Raw genomic sequence first — 23,999 nt, 5'->3', positions numbered from 1 at the left:
CAGGTACAAGCCAGCTGTTGATTCAAGAAAGTTAGGAGCGTATTAAATGGAAAACTGGATTACGGAATTCATGAATGATTTTGGGTATATGGGAATCTTTCTATTAATAGCATTGGAAAATATTTTCCCGCCGATCCCGTCTGAGGTCATTCTTACTTTTGGCGGTTACATGACGACAAAAGCGGATATGACGGTTATCGGCGTCGTGATTGCTGCGACTATAGGGTCAGTGGCAGGAGCAGTCGTCCTTTATGGAATTGGTTTACTTCTTGATGTGAAGGTCATTGAAAAGTTCGTGGAAAGATGGGGCCATATTCTTCGGTTAACGGTATCGGACGTTCATAAGGCAAACTCATGGTTTGACAAATACGGGTCATGGACCGTGTTTTTCTGTAGGCTGGTTCCGCTGATCAGAAGCTTGATCTCGATTCCAGCAGGGATGTCCCATATGAGCTTTTGGCTCTTCCTGCTTTACACAACATCCGGAACATTAATCTGGAACATCATCTTGGTGAATATCGGGGCAGCTGTTGGCTCTTCGTGGGAAGATATTGTAGGGTACATGGACATTTATTCAAACATCGTATATGCGATACTGGCCTTGCTATTGATCGCTTTCGTTGTTTTGATTTTTAGAAGGAATAAAGGCAAAGTATAATCTCAGTTTAGTTGATTGGGCCGGTATCATCGGCATTCATTCCCTAACCGAATATGACCTTTAAAGGCTGTCATTGCGACAGCCTTTTTCTTATTGGAGGAAGAAGGATGAGCCTAGAATAAAGGGGGAATGCTTTGGACAAAATGAGTGAAACGAAAAAGGAATGAGGTTCGGAATATGGCTTCTTTTTTCAAACAAAAGAGACAAGTGAAGCAACGTGAAAAGAAAAAGGAAGATGAAAGTCAATCCAAAAGCAAAACGCCTGATTATATTGAAAGTTCCCTTTCTGCCAATCTGGAAATCGTGAAGAAAAAGACGGGAAAAAGTCCCGACATCATTATCCGAACGTTGAAAATCGGGCAAAACCCGGAGATAAAAACAACTATTTTGTATGTGCAGGGTCTGATTGATAATCCTAGCGTTACGGACTTTATAATTGAATCAATCATGAAAAATCCTCACCTGTCAAAAAACATACTTCCACTGGAAGCATTGGAAATTATCTCTGAGGACGTAGTTTCCCTCGGTGGCGTAGAAAGGGTCACGGACTGGGAAAAGCTATTTTTGACATTATTATCAGGGGACAGCATCATTTTTGTTGATGGAGTAAACGTCGCCCTGGTTGCCAGTACAAGAGGAGGAGAGAAGCGCTCGATTCAGGAGCCAAGCACGCATTTGACTGTCCGGGGATCTAGGGAAGGGTTTACGGAATCGAATGGAACGAACATCGCCATGTTACGCCGGATCATCAATACCCCGGATTTATGGATAGAGTCGATGAAAATAGGCACGGTGACAAAAACGGACGTATCCATCATGTATATAAATGGGATCGTTAAGGAAGGGATCGTCGAGGAGGTCAAGAAGCGCTTAAATCGAATTAACATCGATAGCATTCTTGAATCAGGATATATTGAACAATTGATAGAAGACCAGGTCATGACCCCATTCCCAACCCTTAACCATACAGAAAGACCGGATATGGTTGCAGGAAATCTTCTGGAAGGAAGAGTGGCGATATTCGTTAATGGAACGCCTTTCGTCTTGGTGGCCCCGGCAATATTCGTACAGTTTTTCCAATCTGTCGAAGACTACTATAATCGCTTCGACATTGCTTCTGCCACACGTTTTTTACGGATCATCGTTTTCATTATTTCTATAGTCGGACCGGCTGTCTATGTTGCGGCCACGACTTTTCATCAGGAAATGATTCCAACGAAGCTGCTGGTCATTGTAGCAGCCCAAAGGGAAACGGTTCCTTTGCCTGCCGTCGTTGAAGCGCTTCTCATGGAAATGACCTTTGAAATATTAAGGGAAGCAAGTCTTAGGATGCCAAAGGCTGTCGGTTCGACCATGTCCATTGTCGGGGCATTGGTCATTGGGCAGGCGGCCGTCCAGGCTGGTATCGTATCGCCGGCAATGGTCATCATCGTCTCGATCACGGCGATTGCCAGTTTTGCAACCCCTTCTTATGCCATAGCGATTTCTGCCCGCATTGTGCGGTTCGGATTCATTATTTGTGCCGGCACCTTAGGTTTTTATGGGATGATTTTAGCCTTTATCATCCTTATTGTCCATTTATGCAGCCTGCGTTCACTTGGAGTTCCTTATATGACACCGCTCGCCCCTCTGAATCCGAAAGGGTTGGGCGACACATTCTTCAGAAGACCTATATGGGCATTCAAGGAAAGGCCGCAATTTTTGACCAATGAAAATAATCTGATCAGGGAAGGCGATAATCAAAGACCGCTGCCTCCTGAATCGCGTGGAATGAAAACTTCTGACGGGAAAAAAGGTGAAGGCAATGAATCGTAAAAGATTAATTCTGCTCTTAATGATGTTGACTGCCGCCACATTCACCACAGGCTGCTGGGATAAAACAGAGTTAAACGAAATGGCCATCGTCTCGGCGGTCGGACTCGATAGAAATAAAGAAGGAAAGTTAGTGGGAACTTTCCAAACCATTAATCCAGGAAATGTAGCCGGAGCTCTTCAGGGCGGCGGCGGAACGAATCCACCGATTTCCATTTATAGGGCAACCGGAGATAATGTGCTTGAACTGGATAGCATCGTTTCAACCAAGATTTCACGAGATATGTATTTTGCCCATGCAAACCTGATTGTCATAGGTGAGGAATTAGCAAGAGAAGAAGGCCTCAACGATATTTTCGATGCGTTTGAGCGCTCACCGGAATTCAGGGCAACTACGAGGCTCGTGATTGCCCGGGGTGTAAAAGCTAAGGATATTGTCGAAACGTTAACGGCAATCGATAAGGTATCAGCCGAGAAAGTCATTAAGACGATTGAAACCACTGAAAAAACCCAGGGGAAAAGTATTAGCATCAATCTTCAAGAGGTGATCAAGAATCTGCTTAGTACCGGAAAAGAACCGATAATAAGCGGTTTTACCGTGAGAGGAAACACAGGTAAAGAGGATAAAATGGAGAATACCATGTCCTCGGATATTGAGGCAAACCCTAATGCAGCAGGCATAGGTGTTTTTAAAGATGGCAAATTGATTGACTGGCTTGATGGTGATAAGGCAATAGGATCAATGTGGGTATTGGATAGAATCGAAAATACCAATTTAAACCTTGATTGGGAGGGTAAAAAAGACGCAGTCACCTATTCAGTTATTCGCCAAAAAACCAACATCGGGGCAAAAATGGTAAACGGCAAACCTAAAATATCGGTAAAGGTCCGTGCGGAAGGGGATATCCGGGAAGCGAATGTTCCTTTGAATCTAACCGATACGCATGTTCTGATAGATATTGAAAAGAAGTTAGCAAAAGACCTGAAGAAGGAGATGGAAGATGCGATCGTTCGGGCACAAAAAAATAAATCCGATATTTTTGGATTTGGTGAAATCTTGCATGAATCCCATCCTAGAGAGTGGAAGAAGTTGGAACAAAATTGGGACAATGATTCTTTTCCTAAGCTCGAAGTAGAAGTACAGGCAGAAACTTTCATTCGCCGTACCGGATTACGTAATAAGCCGTTTCTTTCAAATTTAAAAAAGAAAGATCAATAATGGAAAGGAAGTGGCATCCTCATGGAAAAGGCAAATATCAGCGGCTACCAGCTGTTCGTCCTTATTTTCCTGTTTGAAATGGGCAGTGCACTTTTGGTTCCGCTTGCAGGTGAAGCCAAGCAGGCTGCCTGGCTGGTCATCCTTATTGCAATGATAGGCGGATTTTTATTATTTTTGATTTATTATGGCCTTTTTCATTACTACCCTGATCAGCTGTTAACGGAATTTGTACAAACTATATTGGGGAATTTTCTAGGAAGGATCATAGCTTTTCTATACATCCTTTATTTCACCTATCTTGCTGCAAGGGTGCTGAGGGATTTCGGAGAAACACTGCTCACTTTTGCCTATCCTCATGTTCCGTTATTTGTTGCGAACGCTGCATTCATTTTAGCCGTGGTGTATACGGTCCGTAAAGGGATAGAAGTATTGACGAGGACGGGGGAACTATTCTTTATCCTGGAGAATTTACTTTTAATGACCTTCTTTCTTTTGATAGTCGCTTCAGGCATGATTCATTTAAACAACTTAAAACCCATTTTTGAAATCAGCGGAGCAGCGATGGTCAAAATGGGTTTGACTAAAACGATATTCTTTCCATTTGGCGAAATCATTGTCTTTTTAATGATTTTTCCTTATTTGAACGAACCTAAGCGATTAAAAAAAATTGGGTTAAGTAGCATGGCGGCAGCTGGTATTTTTCTCGCGATAATTATGGCTGTGAATATTGCTGTACTTGGAGTGGACCTAACGACACGTTCGCAATACCCTCTTCTTACCCTCATTCAGTCCATAGAGGTCGCAGGCTTTCTCGAACGTCTCGATGTGTACTTCTTGTTTTTGTTGATGATTGGCGGGTTCATCAAGATAAGTGTATTTACTTATGTGGTGGTAACGGGTACGGCGAATGTTTTCAATGTTAAACAGCCCTCCAGACTTGCATACCCTGTTGGCTTTGTCATTTTACTGATTTCCATCATAATAGCAAGCAGCTATACGGAACATATCCATGAAGGGCTAGGAGCCGTACCGATATACATCCACCTCCCATTTCAGGTGATCATTCCATTGCTTCTCTTGATCATTGCCTTTTTTAAGAATCGAAAAAAAGAAAGGCCAGCACCAAAATAAGTTCCTGAAAGGTGGAGTTCATCAAAAATGAAATTCTTCGGTATTACGCTTTTGATTCTGATCCCTTTAGTGGTCATATCATTAGGTATGGATATTCTATTGGGATTCGATTTGGATAATTCAATCAAACATGCTTTTAACCCTTTTTTGGTGAAGGACCCCGCTGAACTTATCCTTTTCATCATTCTTCTTGTACTTCTTGTGTTCAGCTTCTTTTATCGTAAAAAAAAGAAAGGCAACACGAAAGGACAACAATGATGTTGCATATTCCCGGCTGAAACAGAGATGAACTCCGAATGGGGAGTTTGTCTTTTTGCTTTTTTACAACCCCTGTAATCCCATTTCATAGTATGATGATAAAATGAGCTTATTTTTCAGCGGAATGTAAAATCACTCAACAAAAAAACCCCTGGAGGAGGACGGCAATTTGGATATCAAATTGAATCAAAAAATCATAAAGGACATGTGCGGGGCCGTCTCCTTCAAAAGAGGGGAAGCTTTTCATCGTGCCAATAAAGTGACATTTGAAAGCTACAGTCATGATGGTTGTGAAGCATCTGTTAAAGGAAAGGAAGACTTCCATGTCACGATTGAAGTGGATGCAGTCGGCGGATTTCAGGCGAAATGCAGCTGTCCTGCCCTAGCTTCCTTCCATAGGGATTGCCAGCATATTGCAGCCGTCCTGCTATCGGTTTACGACCATCAGCGAGATGGAACGATTCCTGAAGGTCTACATGCAACCGGTTCTGATTCTACAGCCAATAAGAAGTTGTCAGAGGGCTTGATGACCCTTTTCAATAATCAGCCTGTACGCAAAAGCGGTCATCAGCGCCATTTTGAAAAAAGAAAGATGCTTGAAGCGGAATTTACATGTAAACCAGTATGGATGGGAACGGAACAATATATGTTAGGACTGGAAATGAAAATCGGTCCTTTCAATGTGTCGAATGTCAGGGATTTCCTGAAGCGAGTTAAAGAAGGAAAGCCTGCCCAAGTGGCCCCTTCATTTATATATGACCCGGTGCTGCATTGTTTTCAGAATGAAATTGATTTCGTGCTTCAGGAGCTCATTACAGTTATATCGGATGAAAAAGTCTATGTTGACGCCATGACGGATAAATCTGAATATACATTGGACGATCACTTATTACTTTTGCCTCCATCTTCTTTTCGAAGGCTTGTCCCCCTCCTTGAAGCAGCGCCAGTGGTGAAGCTTGCTTATGGCGGCCTCACATTCAATGGCTTTCGTGTATCAAACGGACCGCTTCCTTTACAGTTTGCCTTTACCGAAAGCGAGGTCAAAGGTTATCGACTGAATATTAAAAGGCTGCACGAGATGATTGTCATGAATGCATACACATTGGTCCTATTTGAGGGGAAATTGGTTCAGCTCGAAAATGGGGATTTCCAACGCCTTTCAGAGTTAAAGCAAATGATGGAGGATTCCGGGATGAATCAAATTCCAATCCATCATGACCAGCTGGAATTATTCCTGGACAAAGTGGTGCCAGGTTTGAAAAGACTCGGTGAAGTCCATATAGCAAGGTCCATCACCGAATTGTTTTTGAAGACCCCGCTGGTTGCAAAGCTATTCTTGGATCGAGTGAAAAACAGGCTGCTTGCTGGGCTGGAATTCCATTATGAAAATATCGTGATCAACCCTTTGGAAAAACAGGAATTCAAGGTTATAAGGGATGTTGAGAAGGAGGCGGAGATACTAAAGCTGATGGAGAATAGCCAGTTTGCCAAGACGGACGGCGGCTATTTCTTGCATAATGAAGAGCTGGAGTATGAGTTTTTGTACCACATCGTCCCGAAACTCCAAAAGTTTGTACAAATCTATGCCACGACCGCTGTAAGAAACCGGATTTCCCGTGGGAATACTGCACCGCGAATTAAGGTGAAAATAAAAAAAGAGCGTACTAATTGGCTCGAATTCAAATTTGAAATGGATGATATCCCAGATAAACAAATACGTGAGATTTTAGCAGCGCTTGAAGAAAAAAGGAAATACTACCGTTTAAGGAATGGATCGCTGCTTTCCCTTGAAACAAGGGAATACGAGGAAATCAATCGTTTTCTGAATGCACTGCCAGTACAGGAAGTAGACCTTGAAAGCACGCTGAACATGCCAATCGTAAAAGGGCTCCAGCTTCTTGATTCCGTTAATGACAGCCAGACATTCACAATGGAAGAATCATTCCGGAATTTTTTGGATAACATCAGGAATCCGGGGGCCTTGGAGTTCGTGGTGCCAAATAGTCTGGAGCCGATCTTGCGCGATTATCAAAAAAACGGCTACAAATGGATGAAAATGCTTGCCCAATACGGTTTTGGCGGGATTCTTGCTGATGATATGGGTCTGGGGAAAACACTGCAAAGCATCACGTTCATTTTATCCGAACTTCCTGACATCCGTAAGAAAAGGGTTCCGGCGCTTATTGTCTGCCCATCATCATTGACCTACAATTGGCTGAGTGAATTCACTAAATTCGCCCCTGATATACAAGCCGTCGTCGTGGATGGAGACAAGATGGAAAGGTCGAGGCTGCTTAAAGAAGTGAAGGACGTGGATGTAGTGATCACCTCTTATCCATTGCTTCGGAAAGACATCAAGTCGTTTGAAAAAGAGGACTTCCATACGGTGTTTTTCGATGAGGCACAGGCCTTTAAGAACCCGGGGACTCAAACGGCACGAGCGGCCAAGAAGATAAAAGCGGCACATCGCTTCGCGTTGACTGGTACGCCCATCGAGAATTCACTAGAAGAGCTGTGGTCCCTTTTCCACGTCGTATTCCCTGAACTATTCATGGGGTTAAAGGAGTATAGCAACCTCTCAAGGAAGCAGATATCCCGCAGGATCCGTCCATTTTTGCTGCGGAGAATGAAAGAAGACGTACTAGCGGAATTACCGGAAAAAATCGAGTCGCTGGAATCGATGGAACTGCTTCCCGATCAGAAGAAACTATACGGCGCCTATCTGGCCAAGCTGCGGCATGATACGCTGAAACACCTGGACAAGGACACCCTCCGCAAAAACCGGATCAGGATCCTTGCAGGCTTGACCCGGCTTCGGCAAATATGCTGTCACCCGGCCTTGTTTGTGGACGGATATAAAGGAAGTTCAGCAAAATTTGAACAACTGATGCAAATTGTCGAGGATTCGAAGCATTCTGGAAGACGGGTGCTGATTTTCTCGCAATTTACAAAAATGCTTACAATTATCGGCAGGGATTTGACCATGAAAGGACAACCCTTTTTCTACCTGGATGGACAAACCCCATCAAAGGAACGTGTGGAAATCTGCAATCGGTTTAATGCAGGAGAACGGGATATATTCCTCATTTCGTTGAAAGCGGGCGGTACGGGTCTCAATCTGACGGGTGCCGATACAGTCATTCTATATGACCTTTGGTGGAATCCGGCAGTTGAAGAACAAGCTGCGGACCGTGCCCACCGGATGGGGCAGAAAAATGAGGTTCAAGTCATCAAACTTATTGCCCGTGGGACAATCGAAGAAAAAATGAATGAACTCCAAGAGAAAAAGAGACATCTTATTGAAGAAATCATCGACCCTGGAGACAAGTCGCCATCTGCACTTACAGAAGAGGATATCAGGGAAATCCTGATGATATAAGGGTTCAGCCGAAGGTGATAAATTAATGGTTCATGGAGCATTCCTTTGAAGTGAGGAATGCTTTTTTTTATTTTAAAAAAAGAATAGGATATTTCGGTAACAATAATAATATAATTAAAAACAACAATATTTTATTGTAAAACGATAAAACCTGTGGTAAATTAAAATTAAATGGACAATAAATAAGTGAGGTGCTTTTTATGAAACTAGGAACAACACTCTTTTTAAAGATAGCTGTTATTTTTATTGGAATTCCAGTTCTTGCTTTGTGCATCTTCTTGGTGCCTGAGATAGCGAATTTTGCAGCAGAATTATATCCGGATATGGCGTATTTGAAATATCTTGTTTTAATCGATATGTATGCATCGGCGATACCCTTTTACTTTGCTCTATATCAAGCCTTTAAACTTTTAAGCTATATTGACAAGAACAAAGCTTTCTCGGAATTATCTGTAAGAGCTTTAAAGACTATCAAAAATTGTGCAATCACAATAAGTAGCTTGTATGTTGCAGGCATGCCGCTCTTTTATCTCATGGCGGAAATGGACGACGCCCCAGGTATCATATTAATCGGAATGGTCGTTATTTTTGCTTCAATGGTGATTGCAGTCTTTGCTGCTGTTCTTCAAAGGCTTTTACAAGAAGCCATCGATATAAAATCAGAAAATGACTTAATAGTCTGAGGTGAATAACTTGGCAATTATAATCAATATTGATGTGATGCTGGCTAAAAGGAAAATGAGTGTTACAGAACTTTCCGAGAGGGTTGGAATAACGATGGCTAATCTTTCCATATTGAAAAACGGCAAGGCAAAAGCGATTCGATTAACAACTTTGGATGCGATTTGTAAGGCTTTAGAATGTCAACCCGGAGATATTTTAGAATACAGAAATGATGAAGACACCCAAGATTGAAAAAGAAAGGTTTCATCAAATGGGAGTTACTCATGAATTTAACCAAAAAAAATGGAGGCAACAATCATGAGAGCACTAAAACAACTCATTCGTTTTGGTTGGGAGCAGGCCCTATCATGCTTGTTTCCTGCCGTTATTTTTGCCTCTTTGGCTTTGACAAAATTCATGCCGCTTCCCTTTTTGCCACGGTATGACTGGCTGCTCATCATCTGCCTTCTCATGCAGTGGTGGATGCTGCGTTCCGGGCTTGAAACACGGGATGAACTAAAGGTCATCACATTGTTCCACCTTATTGGACTTGCTCTTGAACTTTTCAAGGTACACATGGGCTCCTGGACATACCCAGAGGAAGGGTATTTCAAGATTTTTGGGGTGCCTCTATATAGCGGATTCATGTACGCAAGTGTAGCGAGTTACCTTTGCCAGGCGTGGAGGAGGTTAAAGGTTGAACTGGTCAAGTGGCCGCCGTTTTTTGTCGTTGTCCCTCTTGCAGCTGCGATTTATTTGAATTTTTTCACCCACCATTATTGGATTGATGTTCGTTGGTGGTTATCTGGACTTGTCATCATCGTCTTTTGGCGGGCATGGGTCACATACGAAGTTGGTGGAACTCGTTATCGTATGCCAATTGCACTTTCTTTTGTACTCATCGGATTTTTTATATGGATAGCCGAAAATATCGCAACGTTCTTTGGAGCTTGGGAATATCCAAACCAAACCGATGCATGGAGTCTCGTTCATCTAGGAAAGGTAAGCTCATGGCTCTTATTAGTGATTGTCAGCTTTCTTATAGTAGCGACGCTAAAACAGGTTAAGGGGAAAGATTCCGCTGTGATGGATGCTGGTTCAATTTTCATAAAATGATTTCACGCAAGAAAATAAATAAGTAAAGACGACACATTGAGGGGATATATCTAAATTGTGCCGTCTTTGTTTTTCTCTATGCTTTTATATCATTCCTATGAAACAAGTTTTAATCCCACTGCTGCGCCAAGGACCATGGCTATAAAAACGACCCTGCGCCAATCTTTGGATTCCCCGTATAAGAGCATCCCGATTATCGCTCCGCCTGATGCGCCGATCCCTGTCCAGATCGCGTAAGCCGTCCCCATCGGCAAGGTTTTCATGGCATAAGCAAGAAAAAGGAAACTTGCTCCAAATCCGATGAATAACAGCAGCAAGGATTGCCAATTCCGGTCTTTGTGCAATTTATTTATCATCGCAACCCCAAACATCTCAAATAGCCCCGCAAAGATTAAAGAGACCCAAGCCATTATGATTCATCCCCTTTCTCCGCCTTATCATCCGTCACTAGCTTCAAGCCGATCACCCCTGATAATAAGAGGAGGATCAATAGCGTTTTGCTCAGCTTGAAGGATTCGCCAAACAAAATGATTTCGGAAAAAACGGTCCCGGCTGTACCCATCCCGACAAAAACGGCATATACCGTTCCGACAGGAAGCTTCCTGCCAGCCATTATCATCAAGTAAAAACTGATGATGATCGAAATGACCGTTCCAGACCAAGTCCAATAGTCATCTGCATGTTTTAAGCCAATCACCCAAAATACTTCAAAAAAAGCTGCAATGAATACTTTAATCCAGTTTGTGTTCATGAAATAACGCACCTCCGATTTTATTTCTTTACAAAAAAACAAAAAAAGCCCAAGAGATAACCGTTAAACAGTTTCTCCCAGGCTTTTATCCTTCCGTGACACAGCATGCTGTGAGTTTTCTCTCGGACCAGACCAGTAATAAGACGCACTGCGGAACCCTAGAAAACCTTTGACATATGCAATTACTTTTCATTATACATACTTTTTGAACTTACTCAAGGTAAAAGTTTTGCCAAGTGCCATGCCGATTTTAGCCTCATATCCGGATATGTGCCGGAACGTTTGCAGCTTGGGAGATTAAACATAACATCAAAAAAATGCACTTCATCTGAATACAGCAGAGTGCAGTGAGTTGCACTGCGTCAATTTTATCGAGGGACATGATCTTAAAGCAAGACTTGGTAATCCTTCATGAATTTTCACTTATATATATGGAATGAAATCATTGGAACGTTTTTTGAGGGTTTGTTAATCTGATCGTTGATTTCCCAGGCACTCACTTTCCGCGGGCGTTCCGCCCTCGGCGCTCGCCTGCGGGGTCTCCCTTGGACACGCTTTTCCCGCAGGAGTCACTATAGGCAAACTGGCTTTTCTTCGAATTTGAATATAGTCCGGAGGGGTTCGGAATGGCCTCTTCCCGAACCATGATTATAAAATGGACTAGGTTATTCTTCATGATTTTATATTGTTTTTATGCAACCCTCATTGGTTTAAAAATTTGCGACAACAAACTGACTAGCCGAGTGCGCGGAGAGGAATCTGAAACAACTGAACGGTTTTTAAAAACAATATCTTCCAGTTTATGTTTTGCCAGGTAACGAACATCGATATAATGAAAGAATAGATATGTTAGTGTAAACGGATGAGGAATATGCGAGGGGATCCAGATCAATTTTTCGGACCTTTACAAAGAATGCTAATATAAAATAGATTGCAGTGGGAAAGTAGGTGGCTCTTATGGAGAAACAGGTACATATTTTAATTGTTGAAGATGATAATGATATTAGTGGATTGCTTTGCAATATGATGAAAAAAAGTGGATATGTCCCTCAGCCGGCATTTTCAGGGACGGAAGCAATATTGTACGTAGAGAAGAAGAAATGGGATATGGTGTTGTTGGATTTAATGCTGCCAGGAATGGACGGGGAGGAAGTTCTTCGTAAAATCAGGGAGCATCATCATGTCCCTGTTTTGATTATTTCCGCAAAAGGAGAACAGCAAACGAAAATAAATGGTTTGCGTGCAGGGGCAGATGACTTCATTACGAAGCCATTTGATATTGAAGAAGTAATGGCAAGAATAGATGCCCATTTAAGAAGATCTTCAACCATGAAAAGAATAGAGGAAAAGAACCAGCTTACGTATAGAGGCATTACAGTGGATACTGATACGAAAATAGTTATCGTAAATGACTTGAAGGTAATACTAACGGCAAGAGAGTACGCCATTTTAGAATTACTTATTTCCTATCCTCAAAAAATATTTTCAAAAGCAAATGTGTTTGAAGCGGTTTGGGGAGATGATTATTTAAGGGATGAGAATACGGTGAACGTCCATATGAGTAATCTGAGAAGTAAATTGGCTAAAGCGAGCCCAAATGAAGAGTATATTGAAACCATTTGGGGAATGGGATATCGCTTAAAATAACTTAAGGTTTTCTTAAGGTTTTCTTTATAATCCCTTATGATTTTCATTTTATGATGAATCACAGATAAGGGAGGAAAAAAATGAGCGAATATATATTAAGGACATCCGGTTTATCAAAAAAATATAAACATACCACTGCATTAAATAACGTGAATCTATCTATCAAAAAAGGTGCCATATATGGCTTCATTGGTCAAAATGGAGCAGGGAAGTCAACCTTCATTAAACTTGTGGCAGGATTAGCCTTTGCAAGTGAGGGAAGCATTGAACTATTTGGCGAAATCGATCCAAAAAAATTGATTGAAGCAAGAAAAAGAGTCGGAACCATTATTGAAGGGCCAGCTTTATTTCCTCATATGACTGCTAAGCAAAACCTGGAAGTCCATCGAGTGCAAAGAGGCATTCCCGGAAAAGAATGCATCGAAAAAACGTTAGCGCTTGTAGGGCTGCAGCATACAGGAAAGAAAAAAACGAGAAATTTTTCATTAGGTATGAAACAAAGGTTAGGACTGGCGATGGCGTTGCTGTCAGAGCCTGAATTTCTTATTTTGGATGAACCGATAAACGGCTTAGATCCAATGGGAGTAGTCGAAATCCGTGAGTTGCTATTAAAGTTAAACCGTGAGAAAGGAATTACGATTCTTATTTCCAGTCATATCTTAAGCGAATTGAATTTATTGGCAACTCATTATGGAATCATTCACGATGGGAAATTATTAGAGGAGTTAACAGCGAAAGATTTACAAGAAAAATGTCAGCATTATTTACACATAAAAGTAGACAAGCCACATCAAGGAGTAGCAGTGCTGGAAGAAGAATTAGGTACGAAAGAATTTGAAGTAATGCCTGATGGAGTCATCAAATTATATAAGTATGTAGGTGAACCAGGCCTTGTTTCCACAACATTAGCAGTGAATGGGGCAGTGATTGAGCAGTTTATGCCAATGGGGGAAGATTTAGAAGAATACTTTACAAAGCTTATTGGGGGCGGCAACGATGAATAATCTTATAAAAGCGGAATTGTATAAGCTAAAACATGATCGCTCCTTCTGGGCTATTACATTAACCATTATATTAATAGGAATTCTTGCTCCCAGTGAGATGCTGGTTAGGGGTACTAGTGGAGAGATGAAAGGAATAGACGTTGTGATAGCGTTTATTAATCAGAATGAACTTGTATTGAAATATGCCCCGTGTATTTTGGCTGGATTTTTTATTTCAAGTGATTATTCAACAGGTGTGATGAAAAATATGATATCCGGTGGAAATAAAAGAATGGAAATCGTTCTTGCAAAACTGTCAGTCTTCACGATCGGTGCAATCATTATTTCTATCTTATTCCCACTTGTCCTTTGGATAGTGTCCACTGTATTTTTTGGATCAGGGTCGCATTTATTCCCTAATATGTCCGTAATGGAAAGTATTGTTCCAATGATAGGATTTCTTGCTTTGTATGGGGCGGCATTTGCTTCGTTTATGACACTCATAGGACTCATCTTTACAGATAGTGGAAAGACCATTTCATTTTTATTTGTGTTCACTTTCGGACTGGAGGTTGCATTTTCAATATTCTCGAAAAACTCCCCCATCATTCAAACGATATATGATCATAGCATCATTAAATTAACAAAAGATATCCCTAATGCCATACTTGAACAAACAGAGTTATTTACGATGCTTATTGTTCCAATTTTAACTTTTGCCGTATGTGCAATAGGATGCTGCTTTGTATTTTCCCGCAAAGAAATCAAGTAAGAAAAAAGGGGGAGGCAAATGATCCATTTAACAGCACTATGTATGTTCATAGCGATTGTTTTTCTCTTTCGGCTTTTTTCCATGAAGCGAGAAATGAAAAGAATGACGAAACAGCTTCAAGCTTATCGTTATCGATATACAGAAAAGAAATTGGATATTGAATATTTTGATCGGGATATCGAAAAACTGGCGGTGGAAATCAATGGCTATTTTGATTCCATGATGGAGATGAAGGTGGAACAAAAGCGAACGGAAGAGACATTGAAGCAGGCGATTGCCAATATGTCGCATGATTTGCGAACGCCACTAACTTCCATTTTAGGTTATATTCAGCTGTTGGAAGATGAGCACTTAACTTTAGATGAAAGAGCAGAGTATATTGGAATTGTCAAAAGGCGAACGAAAAGATTACAAGATTTGCTCAATGAATTTTTCGAATTATCTATAGTGGAATCCATGGACTATGAGCTGCAATTTCAAACATTCCATCTTAATCAGAGTATTTGGGAAGTGCTCATGAACTACTATGATGCGTTTCATGAGCGACAGTTACAAGTGGATATCGACATGCCTGATGAAGAGATAATGTTATATGCAGATCCATCAGCAGTAATAAGAGTTGTTGAAAATTTAGTGAGTAATGTTCTTAAACATGCAAGTGGTGCGGTAGAGATATCATTAAAGGAAGAATCATCTTCCATTGTCTTTACTATTCGTAACAAAACAGATGTGATGACTGAACAAGATGTTGAGAGAATCTTTGATAGGTTTTATACAGGGGATACAGCAAGAACTAAAAAAGGAATGGGACTAGGGTTATCCATTGCAAAAAGTTTAATGAAAAAAATGAATGGTGAGCTTTTTGCCACTCTAAAAAATCATCAATTTATCATGACCTGTCAATGGAAAAAATGAACGTAATCAGGTTCTGTTTTCAGATCAAAAAAGCCCCGAAACCTTATCCGGGGCTTTTTGACTTGCTATTTAGGCACTCACTGTCCGTTTCCGGGATGGACCTTCTTTTTTATGTGATACATAGCTATGCAGGATCATTCCCATGATGACGATAAAGATGCCAAACCACGATAACGGAGAAGGAATCGGTAAAGATAGGAATAGTAATTCACCAGCAAGGGCAAAAAGGACTTCCATCGATTGTGTAGCTTCAACTGAAGCTAATTTCTGCATATTTCCGCGTACCAAATCGGTCGCCTTGAAAAAAAGGACTGTGGCGATGACTCCAGAAAATAGTGCCACCAAAAGGGATTGAAAACTCTGCATCTTCGTCGGCGCACCTACTGTAAAGAAACCGTACAAGGAAAGCAAAAACCAGAATGGCAGACTCGCCAAAGTCATTCCCAAAACCCGCTGATAAGCATCCAAACGTCCTTCGGATACTTCCATCATTTTGCGATTTCCCAAAGGGTATGCAAACGAAGCGATGACGATTGGAATAACTCCCAGCCAAAGATTGGCCATTGAAATGTGTTTGGTATGTTCCAGTTGCATCAGGATGATCCCAAGCAGAATGATCATGGACATGAGGAGGCCTTTCACGGAAACCTTGCCTCTTTGCCTTTCGATCCCATCTTTCGTTTGGACATTTTCAAAAAACAGCGGCGCAAGTAAAGCACCTGAAATGATCGTGATTTGCCAAGTGCCGGCGATCAGCCAGCCAGGTGAGTAGGCGGACGCAAAGCATAAAGGAGCATAAAATAACCCAAATCCGACAAAACTCCAAAGCAGCCAAGGACCCGGCTTTTCTCTCATCACTTGTAAAAGGGGACGCAGGTTTTTTCTGCTCAATACGATACACAACAGAAATGGCACCATAAAGATATAACGCAGCGAAGCACTCCAAATCCAACTTCCGCCAGACAACTCCATGGCCTGATTTAATACAAACGTAAATGCAAAAAAGAAAGCAGAACAAATACCTATTATTATCGGACGCAATTGACTCACCTCAATCTGTTTTATGAGTCAGTAAGACTCTGGAAGGATGGCAATCGTTTCGGCTTTCTGAAAAAAATTTCAGATATATCCACTGTTTCAAAAGCGGAATGAATTTTCGGAATATTATAAGCGATCAATTTAAATTGTCCTTCAAAAGCAAAAGAAAATCAACAGGATTCTTTTAGGCTCGTGAAATTCATTCTCCATGATTCGACATGAAATGAAAAGAATGCTTGTTGGAATTGAATGTAGGCGTTTCCATTTTAGTATCCAAATTAACAATATGTACCAACTAAATGACGAGAAACGTTGTCATGACGCGTGTTATGAAGGAATTACTAATGTTTTATATAGAAATCATATAGAGGCAGATAATATATGAAGATACGAGAATTGACGAATATGGTAGGTAGTGGTATCTTAATAGAAGTGCAAATAATGTCGAATGGTGACGAAATAAATAAATGCAACATTCGCAAGAAAGTTAGTGGGGTAAATTAAATGAAATCTACAGGTATTGTACGTAAAGTTGACGAATTAGGGCGGGTAGTCATTCCAATTGAACTACGCCGAACATTAGGAATTAATGAGAAAGACGCTCTAGAGATTTATGTAGAACAAGAGCGCATCATCCTTCAAAAATATAAACCAAACATGACTTGTCAGGTTACAGGTGAAGTTTCCGATGACAATATGAAACTTGCTGAAGGTAAATTAATACTTAGCCCTGAAGGTGCCGAACTTCTAATTAAAGAAATTCAAGCCAGCATGGCATCTGCTAAATAATTGATATACTAGATAAATAGCATCCAAGTGTAGGGAAGGTTTTCCCTACACTTTTTTTTTATTAAATGGTGAAATAATAAAAATGATTCGTTTCACGGGCGAAGCCAATCTTTTCATAAAGTTTCTGTGCTTTTACATTATCCTTGCCTGTCTCCAGTGAAACCCCTTTAGCACCTGTTTCGCGTGCAAAAGCGATGGCCGCGTTCAATAACTCCTCGCCAAAACCCTTTTTGCGGGCGGACTCCTTCACGAATAAATCATTCAATACCCATGACCGCATCATACTCACAGACGAAAAAGAAGGATATAATTGTACAAAACCAATTGGATTTCCTTCATCAAAGGCCATAAAAACCACAGACTCCCCATTTGTCAGCCTTTCCCTTAAAAAATCCCTTGCACGACCGAGATCAGAGGTTTGCTCATAAAACACTCTGTATAAATCAAAAAGTTCCGTCAGTGATTCCAGCTCATGTAATGTTGCCTTCTGTATGCTCATAAATGGACCCCCAAATGTTAGAATACTCTAAATTTACCATTTAATCATGCAATCCGACAATTCCGGGCTACATTTTCCAGTCCAAAAAACCAGGATGGAGCTCAAAAGGCACCATCCTGGTTTTTTCAACATGTAGAGGGCTATTAAACCTGAGATTAACAGCAACCCCATGAGATAGAAGCGTTTATCCATGGATGCAGCAGCAAACTCACATATAAGGCGTTTACTCGTGAGTTTGAAGCAAATACTCGTGAATTTGGGTGATTTACTCGTGAATCTAACATTATCAAATAATATTGGGCACTATAAATTCCAAACCAAATCCTCTTTTCTTCATTACTGCAGTGGTTTGGCTTCTAAAGCACCTGTGTTAAGGATATGTACCTTTACGTTTATATCATGTATTGAATTCTTATCTAAATAATCCTTAGGCTCTTTTATCTGATTCTTTTGCCAGTATTTTGTTTCTTTGATATAAAGGGTTTTGCCTAGGTTTAAAGGGTCTGCGTTCTTTTGGAGCCCTGTTTTAAACGTTGATAGGATTTCCTTTTTTATTTGGCTTTCGAATTTACGTTTTATTTTCCCGATATCGATTTGGGTATCAAGCCCCAGTATTTTGCCGGATACGTCAATTTCAATATCGAATTTGTACTTGCCATCCTTGAGAACAGGTTTTACTTTATGAGCCGGATGGGAAAAAGAGGCATAGATGTCTTGCTTATTCATGGTGATGTTCACTGGAGTTTTGTTGGTCCTTTTAGTGAACCAGCGTACACCGCTCAGTTCTTTTTCAGAGAACCAGGGCTGGGACACTTTATTGTAAATGGTAAATGCACCATCCATATAGAGGCTTTTTCGCTTTTTATCTTTTTCCTTCCAAACTTTATCGTTCCAGGAAATGGAGGGTAATATGGTTGTAGATGCTTTTTCCTGCTGGGAAGAATAATACCTTTGGACCGTAATGGGTTGGATGAATGATCTAATCCGGTATACATCATCCGGAAAATATAATGTCGTGTATAAAGGTGACAAATTAAAAAAGCCGTTAATGGAGAAAAGCTGTTCCATGGAATTTTTTGTGGCAAAGATATTGGCTGAGTATCTGAGTAATTGGTTTCTGTATATATAATCCACTATTTCTGCGCTTTGCCGGTTCAAAACATTTTCACTGATTACAAATGTGGATACATGCCCTATATAGAGAGACTGTTGAGTATTGCGCATTAGTTTATTAATGGCGATCGAAATGGATCGTCCTTTTTGTTTCCCTACATATACGGGAGGGGCTTGCGTCGGCTTTGCCTCCGTTTTAGCTACCGCAGCGAAGTCTACAAGTTGGGTATAAACTATGTATTCCCCATCTTTGAAATCTATCCCGATGGCCGTTATATAATGAAAGTCCTGGATCGTTTTTTCATCCCAACAGCCTGAAAGTAATAGGATTAAATGTAGGGTCAACCAAATTTTACAGATGCGGAACATGGCCTTACTGCCCCTTTCTGGTCTTATCATTAGCTGCCATGGATCGTTTGCTCATGGAATTCCATGGCACCTTTATGAATGAATACAGGGTTTTTGTGATCCTTGGCGGGTTCATTCCGCCAATATATGAAACCCCGAATGAATCAAGCCTGGATAGTAAAGTGACAATGGAAAGGAAACCGATTATCAAGCCGTAGATTCCATAAATGCAGCTTAGTAACAGCACAAACATTCGCAGAACGGTAACGGCACCTGTTAAAGACTGGTTTACAAGTGTATAAGATGCAACTGAGGTTACGGCAGTGACCACAAGCATGGTTTGTGAAGTCAGTCCAGCCCTTATCGCCGCATCACCGACAATTAGGCCTCCTACAACGGCAACTGTCTGCCCAACCGCTTTAGGTAACCTGACCCCGGATTCACGGAATAATTCAAATAAAACGAGCATGAGAATGAATTCCATCGTGGCAGATAAGGGAAGTCCCAGCCTTGAAAGGGTTATGGTGGCTAGTAACGGGAACGGCACCTGTTCAATATTGAAAGCGGAAAGGGATATCCAAAACCCCGGCAATAAAACGGTAATGCCAAGCCCCATAAAGCGAAGAAGTCGCTCAAGGCTTACAAATAGATAAGGAAGATTCGAATCTTCTGCGGTTTTTATTTGCAATAGTAAGGTAGAAGGGGCCACGATTATCGTTGGCATGCCGTCCACGATTAGTATGAATCTTCCTTGATTGAGTGCTTCGACTACAAAATCAGGGCGACTCGTATAATGAGTGAGTGGAAATATACTATATTTACTGTTAGTGATCAATTCCTCCAATTGTTGGCTGCTCACCAATATATCTATATCAAGGGAGTTGATTTTCGATCTTACATTTTTAATGAGTTCTTTATTGATGATGTCATCCATGTACATCAGTCCGACTTTCGTTTGACTGCGCCTGCCAACGATAAAGTCTTCATAGGCGAGCGATTTTGTTTTTAGCCGCTTTCTGATTAAAGCAGTATTGATGGATATGTCTTCGACAAACCCATCTCTTGGACCTCTTACCGAGACCTCAAAAGAAGACTCCTCGGGCTGCCGGTTCGGCACGTTGGACAATTCTATTGAAAATAACTGTTGGACTGAGGGTATGAATAATAAGGCATACCCAGAGAAAATCAGTTGTTGGACGCTATTGAATTCACTATCGATGGTTACTTTCCTGAGGTCTATCAAGGGTTTTAACTTGTTGATTGATTCTTCAGCATCGATACTCTCACCCAACTCCATCATTTTGTTTAACTTTTCCAAAATACCCTCGTTTAGTAAACTGATGTCGGCCATACCCGAGCAATAAAAAATAAGGACAGGAATGGGTCTTTCGGTTTCTCCGATATAAATCGTGTCAAACATGATATCTGAGCTTGAACTGAATAACTCCCGAAATGTCTCCTCCGTTAATTCTGAGAGGGGTGGCTCATTTTTGGATCGTTTCATTCGCATGTTGCTTACCCTCCTTAGATCTGATGAAAGTGCCGATAAACAAAAAGGCGGACAGAAGTAACAGGAAATAAAAAGCGCCAGGATAGTAGAATGTCTGGCTTACATGCAAGAACTTGAAATTACTGAATGGTACGATGGAGATGACGACCATAAGAAAGCCTACAGCGAAAAGAATTCCAAGCTTCATATTATTAGTTTTTCCTTTAAAGACTTCCATTATTAAGAATAACGCCAGTGAAACGCGGATATAGGCACCAGCAAGCCATTGGTAAATGGAAAAGAAGTCTGTATGTTCAATATATTTACCAATTGTCAGCAGACGCCATTGTTCATAGGCGGGGTACCTCATAGCTTCGGCTAAGTTCGGCCCGAATTCGGCGAGTGCTGCTGTTAATGGGCCAAGAAGTAAAAACATTAGTCCGAGGCATAAGAATACTAATACCTTTAGATTGAGCTGATCCGAAAGTTTTTCTTGAAAAAAAACGATTAAAATCAGTTCGGCAAGGCCATAACCAGAATATTGAAGGGTTTTAATGCCATGAAAATAGCCATTCTCGAAAAGGGGAAGGAGGTGGCTGTAGTCTTTTGTCGGTATATTTCCTGTCGCAACGAAAATGCCAAGAATGACGACAATCGGCAATAATACAGAAGAGCAAATGGCTATGGAACGCATGCCCGAATGGGCAAGAAAAATGCATAGCAGCGTAAACGGAATGATAATCGCTAAACTTGGGGTTTCAAAAAGAAAGCTTGTAGTTATCCAATCAATCGTTTCCTTTGTAGTGGCCAAAACAAGGCTGATCAGATAAATCACGATAAAGAATAAAGCGATATTTTTAATGTGTTTTCCAAATCTATTTTCAAGCCAATCCGTCAGGGATTGATTATCCATATTCTTGATTATTCTCGATAATATGTAGACCCAAATCGGTATCAATCCAATATTTAGGCTAGAAAAAAACCAAGCATCCCTTCCGCCAGTGGATAGGAGGAAAGGGATCAAAATAACGTGATTAAGAAGGCCGATTGATAAAAAGAAGATGCTAAGGGTTTGTATCGAACTGATTTTCTTCAAGGTGATCCTATCCCCATTTCCATTGTTTAAAGATTGGATTGATGCACATGCCATTCATTTGTTTATGGTTGCTAAATGTGGAAATAGTATACGTGCTAATGATATGGATTAAATTTCCTGATGGTTAATGATAAGCCAGGAGAGCAAGGCAAAGTATACGGGCAAAAAGGATTTGTCTTAATCGATAAAGAATATATATAGATGCATTTTTTATTGATCATCAGGGGGAATGAAGATGGATTTAAGATACCCGATTGGAAAGTTTCAGTTTGACGGGGAAATTACTAGTGCTGTAGCCGAGGGGTGGCTCAACGAGATTAAAGCTTTGCCTCGGATGCTGCGTGAAGCGGTAGGTAACATGGATGATGAAAAGCTTGATACGGCTTATCGGCCTGGAGGATGGACGGTCCGCCAGGTGGTGCATCATGTTGCTGATAGTCATATGAATGCGTATATTCGCTTCAAATTGGCCCTTACGGAAGAAAGTCCTGTCATTAAACCGTACGAGGAGGGGCAATGGGCTGAGCTGCCTGATTATGGTTTGCCGATTGAAGTTTCTCTATCACTGCTCGAAAGTATACATATCCGAATGTATAAACTTTTATCGGGCCTTCATGCGGATGACCTAAGCCGAACATTCATCCATCCTGATTCAGGAAAGGTGACTGTCGGTGAAAATATAGGCATTTATGCTTGGCACGGACGACATCATCTGGCTCATATTACTTCTTTATCAAAGCGCCAGGGATGGTGAATATGATTATATCTTCTGAAAGGTTGTGATTACTGTGAATGCCGATGTGAAAATCGTACAATTAACATCAATCGAATCCCATCTTAATGAACTTTGCGACCTTTTGGTACAAGTGGTGGATGATGGCGCGTCCATAGGTTTTTTACCTCCCATGAAACAGTCTGAGGCCATTGATTACTGGGGTAGTGCCATAAATCCTGATGTGATTCTGTTTGTCGCTAAATTACAGGGTGAGATAGTCGGGAGCGTGCAGCTACATTTAAGTTCAAAGCAAAACGGCGGCCATCGTGCGGAAATCGCAAAATTAATGACGCATACTGGTTATAGAAGAAACGGCATAGGACGTTCACTCATGTTAGAGGCTGAGAAGAGGGCCAAGCAAGAGGGACGGACATTATTGGTCCTGGATACAAGGGAAGGGGATCCTTCTAACTCCCTGTATACTTCATTGGGATATATTCAGGCAGGCAGGATTCCTGATTATGCGAAATCTGCCAATGGTGAATTCCATCCGACCATTTTTTATTATAAAAAATCAGATCGGGTAACGAATTGAATGGGGGGGGAATCCTAGTGCAAGCTGTAATCGAAAAAGAAGGTAATGGGATAATCGCAAGATTCGATCGCCTGCTCAATCATTCGGTGGAAAAGGTATGGGGTGCATTAACGGAGAATGATAAGCTGGAAAAGTGGATGTCCAACCTGGAAATGAAGGACCTTAGAAAAGACGGGACCATAAAATTCAATTTCAATGATGGGTCAGGGAAATCTTTTGATATGAAGATCAGGGACTTCCAAGAATCTGCCGTTTTAGATTTTGAATGGGGGGACGGCTGGGTTCGTTTCGAGGTATCCCCTAAAAAGGATGGATGCTCATTAGTATTGAAAGAATCCATCACGCCAGTTAATGATCATACAGCAAAAGATTTGGCAGGCTGGCATATTTGCCTTGATATGTTTAGTGATTTACTTGATGGTCATCGTCAGGATTTCCCAATGGATGAATGGGAGAAATGGCATAAGGAATATACGGCCGCCGTCAAACGAATGGATTAAATGGAATATGTGACATTCATCTGGATACATAAGGAAGCGGAAGAACAAAGCCGAAGTGATGCTTTGCCATGAAGGAAGTTTTTTATTGATATTCCAGTTGATACCATGTTAAGATGACTTTAACTTTTAAGAAATGGAGGTTTTCCTTGTGACATTTATCAGACTGCGTTTCCAATCTTTGAACCGTTAATTGAATACGTTCAAGAGCTCTGCATGTCCGCAGGGTAAATGGGAATGGTCTGTCTATTTTTAAGGGAACCTTCATTTTAAGATTTTGTGGGAAAAGGGACGATTTCAACCTCTTTTTTTACTGTCCAGCTGAAGCCGGGGCAACCTTTGTGATCAAAGGTTTTCACGATTCCAGTTGACTTTAAAATAGAAGAATGATTAAGGGGAGAATTACTTACCTATCCAAGGGGTCATTTTGGATATATGTAAAGTGGTTGATTCTCCATTGTATTGACCAAACCGAAGGCCAGTGGGAGATTAATTTTTTATCGTGAAAATAGTCAT

Annotated in this window: 24 protein-coding genes and 1 riboswitch; of the genes, 17 read left to right on the top strand and 7 right to left on the bottom strand. The window is 41.0% G+C overall.

Going from position 1 to position 23,999, the window contains the following annotated elements:
* Positions 1-46: 46 nt before the first annotated feature.
* From ACIQYG_RS03310 to ACIQYG_RS03270, 9 genes are all read left to right on the top strand, one after another.
* Positions 47-658, top strand: a complete 612-nt coding sequence (locus tag ACIQYG_RS03310; protein WP_402835459.1) for a DedA family protein — start codon at positions 47-49, stop codon at positions 656-658.
* A 177-nt stretch (positions 659-835) separates the two neighbouring features.
* Positions 836-2,473 carry a spore germination protein gene (locus ACIQYG_RS03305; protein ID WP_402835458.1) on the top strand — a complete coding sequence of 546 codons (1,638 nt, stop codon included), beginning with the start codon at positions 836-838 and terminating at the stop codon, positions 2,471-2,473.
* A complete protein-coding gene (locus tag ACIQYG_RS03300) occupies positions 2,463-3,689 on the top strand; it encodes a Ger(x)C family spore germination protein (protein ID WP_402835457.1) in 1,227 nt (408 codons plus the stop codon). Before ACIQYG_RS03305 ends, ACIQYG_RS03300 begins: the two co-directional genes overlap by 11 nt.
* A 21-nt stretch (positions 3,690-3,710) precedes the next feature.
* On the top strand, positions 3,711-4,820 hold the full coding sequence (locus ACIQYG_RS03295) for a GerAB/ArcD/ProY family transporter (RefSeq protein WP_402835456.1): 1,110 nt from the start codon (positions 3,711-3,713) through the stop codon (positions 4,818-4,820).
* A 27-nt stretch (positions 4,821-4,847) separates the two neighbouring features.
* Positions 4,848-5,078 carry a YczF family membrane protein gene (locus ACIQYG_RS03290; protein ID WP_402835455.1) on the top strand — a complete coding sequence of 77 codons (231 nt, stop codon included), beginning with the start codon at positions 4,848-4,850 and terminating at the stop codon, positions 5,076-5,078.
* Between the two features lie 169 nt (positions 5,079-5,247).
* Positions 5,248-8,457 (top strand): SNF2 helicase associated domain-containing protein, encoded by a 3,210-nt coding sequence (locus ACIQYG_RS03285; protein WP_402835454.1) that lies wholly within the window; start codon positions 5,248-5,250, stop codon positions 8,455-8,457.
* Between the two features lie 200 nt (positions 8,458-8,657).
* The gene (locus tag ACIQYG_RS03280) at positions 8,658-9,140 is read left to right on the top strand and encodes a DUF2975 domain-containing protein (protein ID WP_402835453.1); all 483 of its coding nucleotides are present in this window, start codon (positions 8,658-8,660) and stop codon (positions 9,138-9,140) included.
* Positions 9,141-9,150: 10 nt separating this feature from the next.
* Positions 9,151-9,372, top strand: a complete 222-nt coding sequence (locus ACIQYG_RS03275; RefSeq protein WP_402835452.1) for a helix-turn-helix domain-containing protein — start codon at positions 9,151-9,153, stop codon at positions 9,370-9,372.
* 66 nt (positions 9,373-9,438) lie between these two features.
* The gene (locus ACIQYG_RS03270) at positions 9,439-10,236 is read left to right on the top strand and encodes a DUF817 domain-containing protein (RefSeq protein ID WP_402835451.1); all 798 of its coding nucleotides are present in this window, start codon (positions 9,439-9,441) and stop codon (positions 10,234-10,236) included.
* Between the two features lie 95 nt (positions 10,237-10,331).
* Here ACIQYG_RS03270 and ACIQYG_RS03265 read toward each other — a convergent pair whose 3' ends face one another.
* Together ACIQYG_RS03265 and ACIQYG_RS03260 are read right to left on the bottom strand one after the other, a co-directional pair.
* On the bottom strand, positions 10,332-10,646 hold the full coding sequence (locus ACIQYG_RS03265; RefSeq protein WP_402835450.1) for a DMT family transporter: 315 nt from the start codon (positions 10,644-10,646) through the stop codon (positions 10,332-10,334).
* Positions 10,646-10,987: a DMT family transporter gene (locus ACIQYG_RS03260; RefSeq protein WP_402835449.1), complete on the bottom strand. Its 342-nt coding sequence runs from the start codon at positions 10,985-10,987 to the stop codon at positions 10,646-10,648. The genes ACIQYG_RS03265 and ACIQYG_RS03260 overlap by 1 nt, the downstream gene beginning before the upstream one ends.
* A 72-nt stretch (positions 10,988-11,059) precedes the next feature.
* Positions 11,060-11,160, bottom strand: a riboswitch (guanidine-I (ykkC/yxkD leader).
* 784 nt (positions 11,161-11,944) lie between these two features.
* Between ACIQYG_RS03260 and ACIQYG_RS03255 the strand changes: the two genes are divergently transcribed.
* From ACIQYG_RS03255 to ACIQYG_RS03240, 4 genes are all read left to right on the top strand, one after another.
* Complete coding sequence (locus ACIQYG_RS03255) at positions 11,945-12,634, top strand: response regulator transcription factor (RefSeq protein WP_063594493.1); 690 nt, start codon at positions 11,945-11,947, stop codon at positions 12,632-12,634.
* 80 nt (positions 12,635-12,714) lie between these two features.
* The gene (locus tag ACIQYG_RS03250; protein ID WP_402835448.1) at positions 12,715-13,638 is read left to right on the top strand and encodes an ABC transporter ATP-binding protein; all 924 of its coding nucleotides are present in this window, start codon (positions 12,715-12,717) and stop codon (positions 13,636-13,638) included.
* Positions 13,631-14,389 carry an ABC transporter permease gene (locus ACIQYG_RS03245; RefSeq protein ID WP_402835447.1) on the top strand — a complete coding sequence of 253 codons (759 nt, stop codon included), beginning with the start codon at positions 13,631-13,633 and terminating at the stop codon, positions 14,387-14,389. The genes ACIQYG_RS03250 and ACIQYG_RS03245 overlap by 8 nt, the downstream gene beginning before the upstream one ends.
* 18 nt (positions 14,390-14,407) lie before the next feature.
* Complete coding sequence (locus ACIQYG_RS03240; protein ID WP_402835446.1) at positions 14,408-15,304, top strand: sensor histidine kinase; 897 nt, start codon at positions 14,408-14,410, stop codon at positions 15,302-15,304.
* 69 nt (positions 15,305-15,373) lie between these two features.
* Here the strand turns inward: ACIQYG_RS03240 and ACIQYG_RS03235 are convergent, their stop codons facing one another.
* Positions 15,374-16,345, bottom strand: coding sequence for a DMT family transporter (locus tag ACIQYG_RS03235; RefSeq protein WP_402835445.1), 972 nt, complete (start codon positions 16,343-16,345; stop codon positions 15,374-15,376).
* A gap of 501 nt (positions 16,346-16,846) precedes the next feature.
* On the opposite strand from ACIQYG_RS03235, the gene ACIQYG_RS03230 reads away from it, so the two are divergent.
* Positions 16,847-17,131, top strand: a complete 285-nt coding sequence (locus tag ACIQYG_RS03230; RefSeq protein ID WP_402835444.1) for a transition state genes transcriptional regulator AbrB — start codon at positions 16,847-16,849, stop codon at positions 17,129-17,131.
* A 61-nt stretch (positions 17,132-17,192) separates the two neighbouring features.
* Here ACIQYG_RS03230 and ACIQYG_RS03225 read toward each other — a convergent pair whose 3' ends face one another.
* The 4 genes from ACIQYG_RS03225 to ACIQYG_RS03210 form a co-directional block, all read right to left on the bottom strand.
* Positions 17,193-17,630: a GNAT family N-acetyltransferase gene (locus ACIQYG_RS03225; RefSeq protein ID WP_402835443.1), complete on the bottom strand. Its 438-nt coding sequence runs from the start codon at positions 17,628-17,630 to the stop codon at positions 17,193-17,195.
* A 336-nt stretch (positions 17,631-17,966) separates the two neighbouring features.
* Complete coding sequence (locus ACIQYG_RS03220; protein ID WP_402835442.1) at positions 17,967-19,112, bottom strand: Ger(x)C family spore germination protein; 1,146 nt, start codon at positions 19,110-19,112, stop codon at positions 17,967-17,969.
* A gap of 4 nt (positions 19,113-19,116) precedes the next feature.
* Positions 19,117-20,601, bottom strand: a complete 1,485-nt coding sequence (locus ACIQYG_RS03215; RefSeq protein ID WP_402835441.1) for a spore germination protein — start codon at positions 20,599-20,601, stop codon at positions 19,117-19,119.
* Positions 20,576-21,676, bottom strand: a complete 1,101-nt coding sequence (locus ACIQYG_RS03210; RefSeq protein WP_402835440.1) for an endospore germination permease — start codon at positions 21,674-21,676, stop codon at positions 20,576-20,578. The genes ACIQYG_RS03215 and ACIQYG_RS03210 overlap by 26 nt, the downstream gene beginning before the upstream one ends.
* Before the next feature lie 235 nt (positions 21,677-21,911).
* On the opposite strand from ACIQYG_RS03210, the gene ACIQYG_RS03205 reads away from it, so the two are divergent.
* The 3 genes from ACIQYG_RS03205 to ACIQYG_RS03195 are packed head-to-tail and all read left to right on the top strand — an operon-like array spanning position 21,912 to position 23,486.
* Positions 21,912-22,430 carry a YfiT family bacillithiol transferase gene (locus ACIQYG_RS03205; protein WP_402835439.1) on the top strand — a complete coding sequence of 173 codons (519 nt, stop codon included), beginning with the start codon at positions 21,912-21,914 and terminating at the stop codon, positions 22,428-22,430.
* A gap of 34 nt (positions 22,431-22,464) precedes the next feature.
* Positions 22,465-22,986: a GNAT family N-acetyltransferase gene (locus ACIQYG_RS03200; RefSeq protein WP_402835438.1), complete on the top strand. Its 522-nt coding sequence runs from the start codon at positions 22,465-22,467 to the stop codon at positions 22,984-22,986.
* A gap of 17 nt (positions 22,987-23,003) precedes the next feature.
* The gene (locus ACIQYG_RS03195; RefSeq protein ID WP_402835437.1) at positions 23,004-23,486 is read left to right on the top strand and encodes an SRPBCC family protein; all 483 of its coding nucleotides are present in this window, start codon (positions 23,004-23,006) and stop codon (positions 23,484-23,486) included.
* Positions 23,487-23,999 lie beyond the last annotated feature (513 nt).

The sequence above is a fragment of the Peribacillus sp. NPDC096622 genome (assembly GCF_044762665.1).
Classification (GTDB): Bacteria; Bacillota; Bacilli; order Bacillales; family DSM-1321; genus Peribacillus; species Peribacillus frigoritolerans_B.
The sequence above is the reverse complement of the archived record's forward strand: the minus strand, read 5'-3'. Positions and strand labels throughout refer to the sequence as shown.

What these genes read in the sequence shown, in the direction of transcription:
- ACIQYG_RS03310 (WP_402835459.1), top strand. Translation starts at nt 47, where the DNA reads ATGGAAAACTGGATTACGGAATTCATGAATGATTTTGGGTATATGGGA.
- ACIQYG_RS03305 (WP_402835458.1), top strand. Translation starts at nt 836, where the DNA reads ATGGCTTCTTTTTTCAAACAAAAGAGACAAGTGAAGCAACGTGAAAAG.
- ACIQYG_RS03300 (WP_402835457.1), top strand. Translation starts at nt 2,463, where the DNA reads ATGAATCGTAAAAGATTAATTCTGCTCTTAATGATGTTGACTGCCGCC.
- ACIQYG_RS03295 (WP_402835456.1), top strand. Translation starts at nt 3,711, where the DNA reads ATGGAAAAGGCAAATATCAGCGGCTACCAGCTGTTCGTCCTTATTTTC.
- ACIQYG_RS03290 (WP_402835455.1), top strand. Translation starts at nt 4,848, where the DNA reads ATGAAATTCTTCGGTATTACGCTTTTGATTCTGATCCCTTTAGTGGTC.
- ACIQYG_RS03280 (WP_402835453.1), top strand. Translation starts at nt 8,658, where the DNA reads ATGAAACTAGGAACAACACTCTTTTTAAAGATAGCTGTTATTTTTATT.
- ACIQYG_RS03270 (WP_402835451.1), top strand. Translation starts at nt 9,439, where the DNA reads ATGAGAGCACTAAAACAACTCATTCGTTTTGGTTGGGAGCAGGCCCTA.
- ACIQYG_RS03265 (WP_402835450.1), bottom strand. Translation starts at nt 10,646, where the DNA reads ATGGCTTGGGTCTCTTTAATCTTTGCGGGGCTATTTGAGATGTTTGGG.
- ACIQYG_RS03260 (WP_402835449.1), bottom strand. Translation starts at nt 10,987, where the DNA reads ATGAACACAAACTGGATTAAAGTATTCATTGCAGCTTTTTTTGAAGTA.
- ACIQYG_RS03255 (WP_063594493.1), top strand. Translation starts at nt 11,945, where the DNA reads ATGGAGAAACAGGTACATATTTTAATTGTTGAAGATGATAATGATATT.
- ACIQYG_RS03250 (WP_402835448.1), top strand. Translation starts at nt 12,715, where the DNA reads ATGAGCGAATATATATTAAGGACATCCGGTTTATCAAAAAAATATAAA.
- ACIQYG_RS03245 (WP_402835447.1), top strand. Translation starts at nt 13,631, where the DNA reads ATGAATAATCTTATAAAAGCGGAATTGTATAAGCTAAAACATGATCGC.
- ACIQYG_RS03240 (WP_402835446.1), top strand. Translation starts at nt 14,408, where the DNA reads ATGATCCATTTAACAGCACTATGTATGTTCATAGCGATTGTTTTTCTC.
- ACIQYG_RS03230 (WP_402835444.1), top strand. Translation starts at nt 16,847, where the DNA reads ATGAAATCTACAGGTATTGTACGTAAAGTTGACGAATTAGGGCGGGTA.
- ACIQYG_RS03225 (WP_402835443.1), bottom strand. Translation starts at nt 17,630, where the DNA reads ATGAGCATACAGAAGGCAACATTACATGAGCTGGAATCACTGACGGAA.
- ACIQYG_RS03220 (WP_402835442.1), bottom strand. Translation starts at nt 19,112, where the DNA reads ATGTTCCGCATCTGTAAAATTTGGTTGACCCTACATTTAATCCTATTA.
- ACIQYG_RS03215 (WP_402835441.1), bottom strand. Translation starts at nt 20,601, where the DNA reads ATGCGAATGAAACGATCCAAAAATGAGCCACCCCTCTCAGAATTAACG.
- ACIQYG_RS03205 (WP_402835439.1), top strand. Translation starts at nt 21,912, where the DNA reads ATGGATTTAAGATACCCGATTGGAAAGTTTCAGTTTGACGGGGAAATT.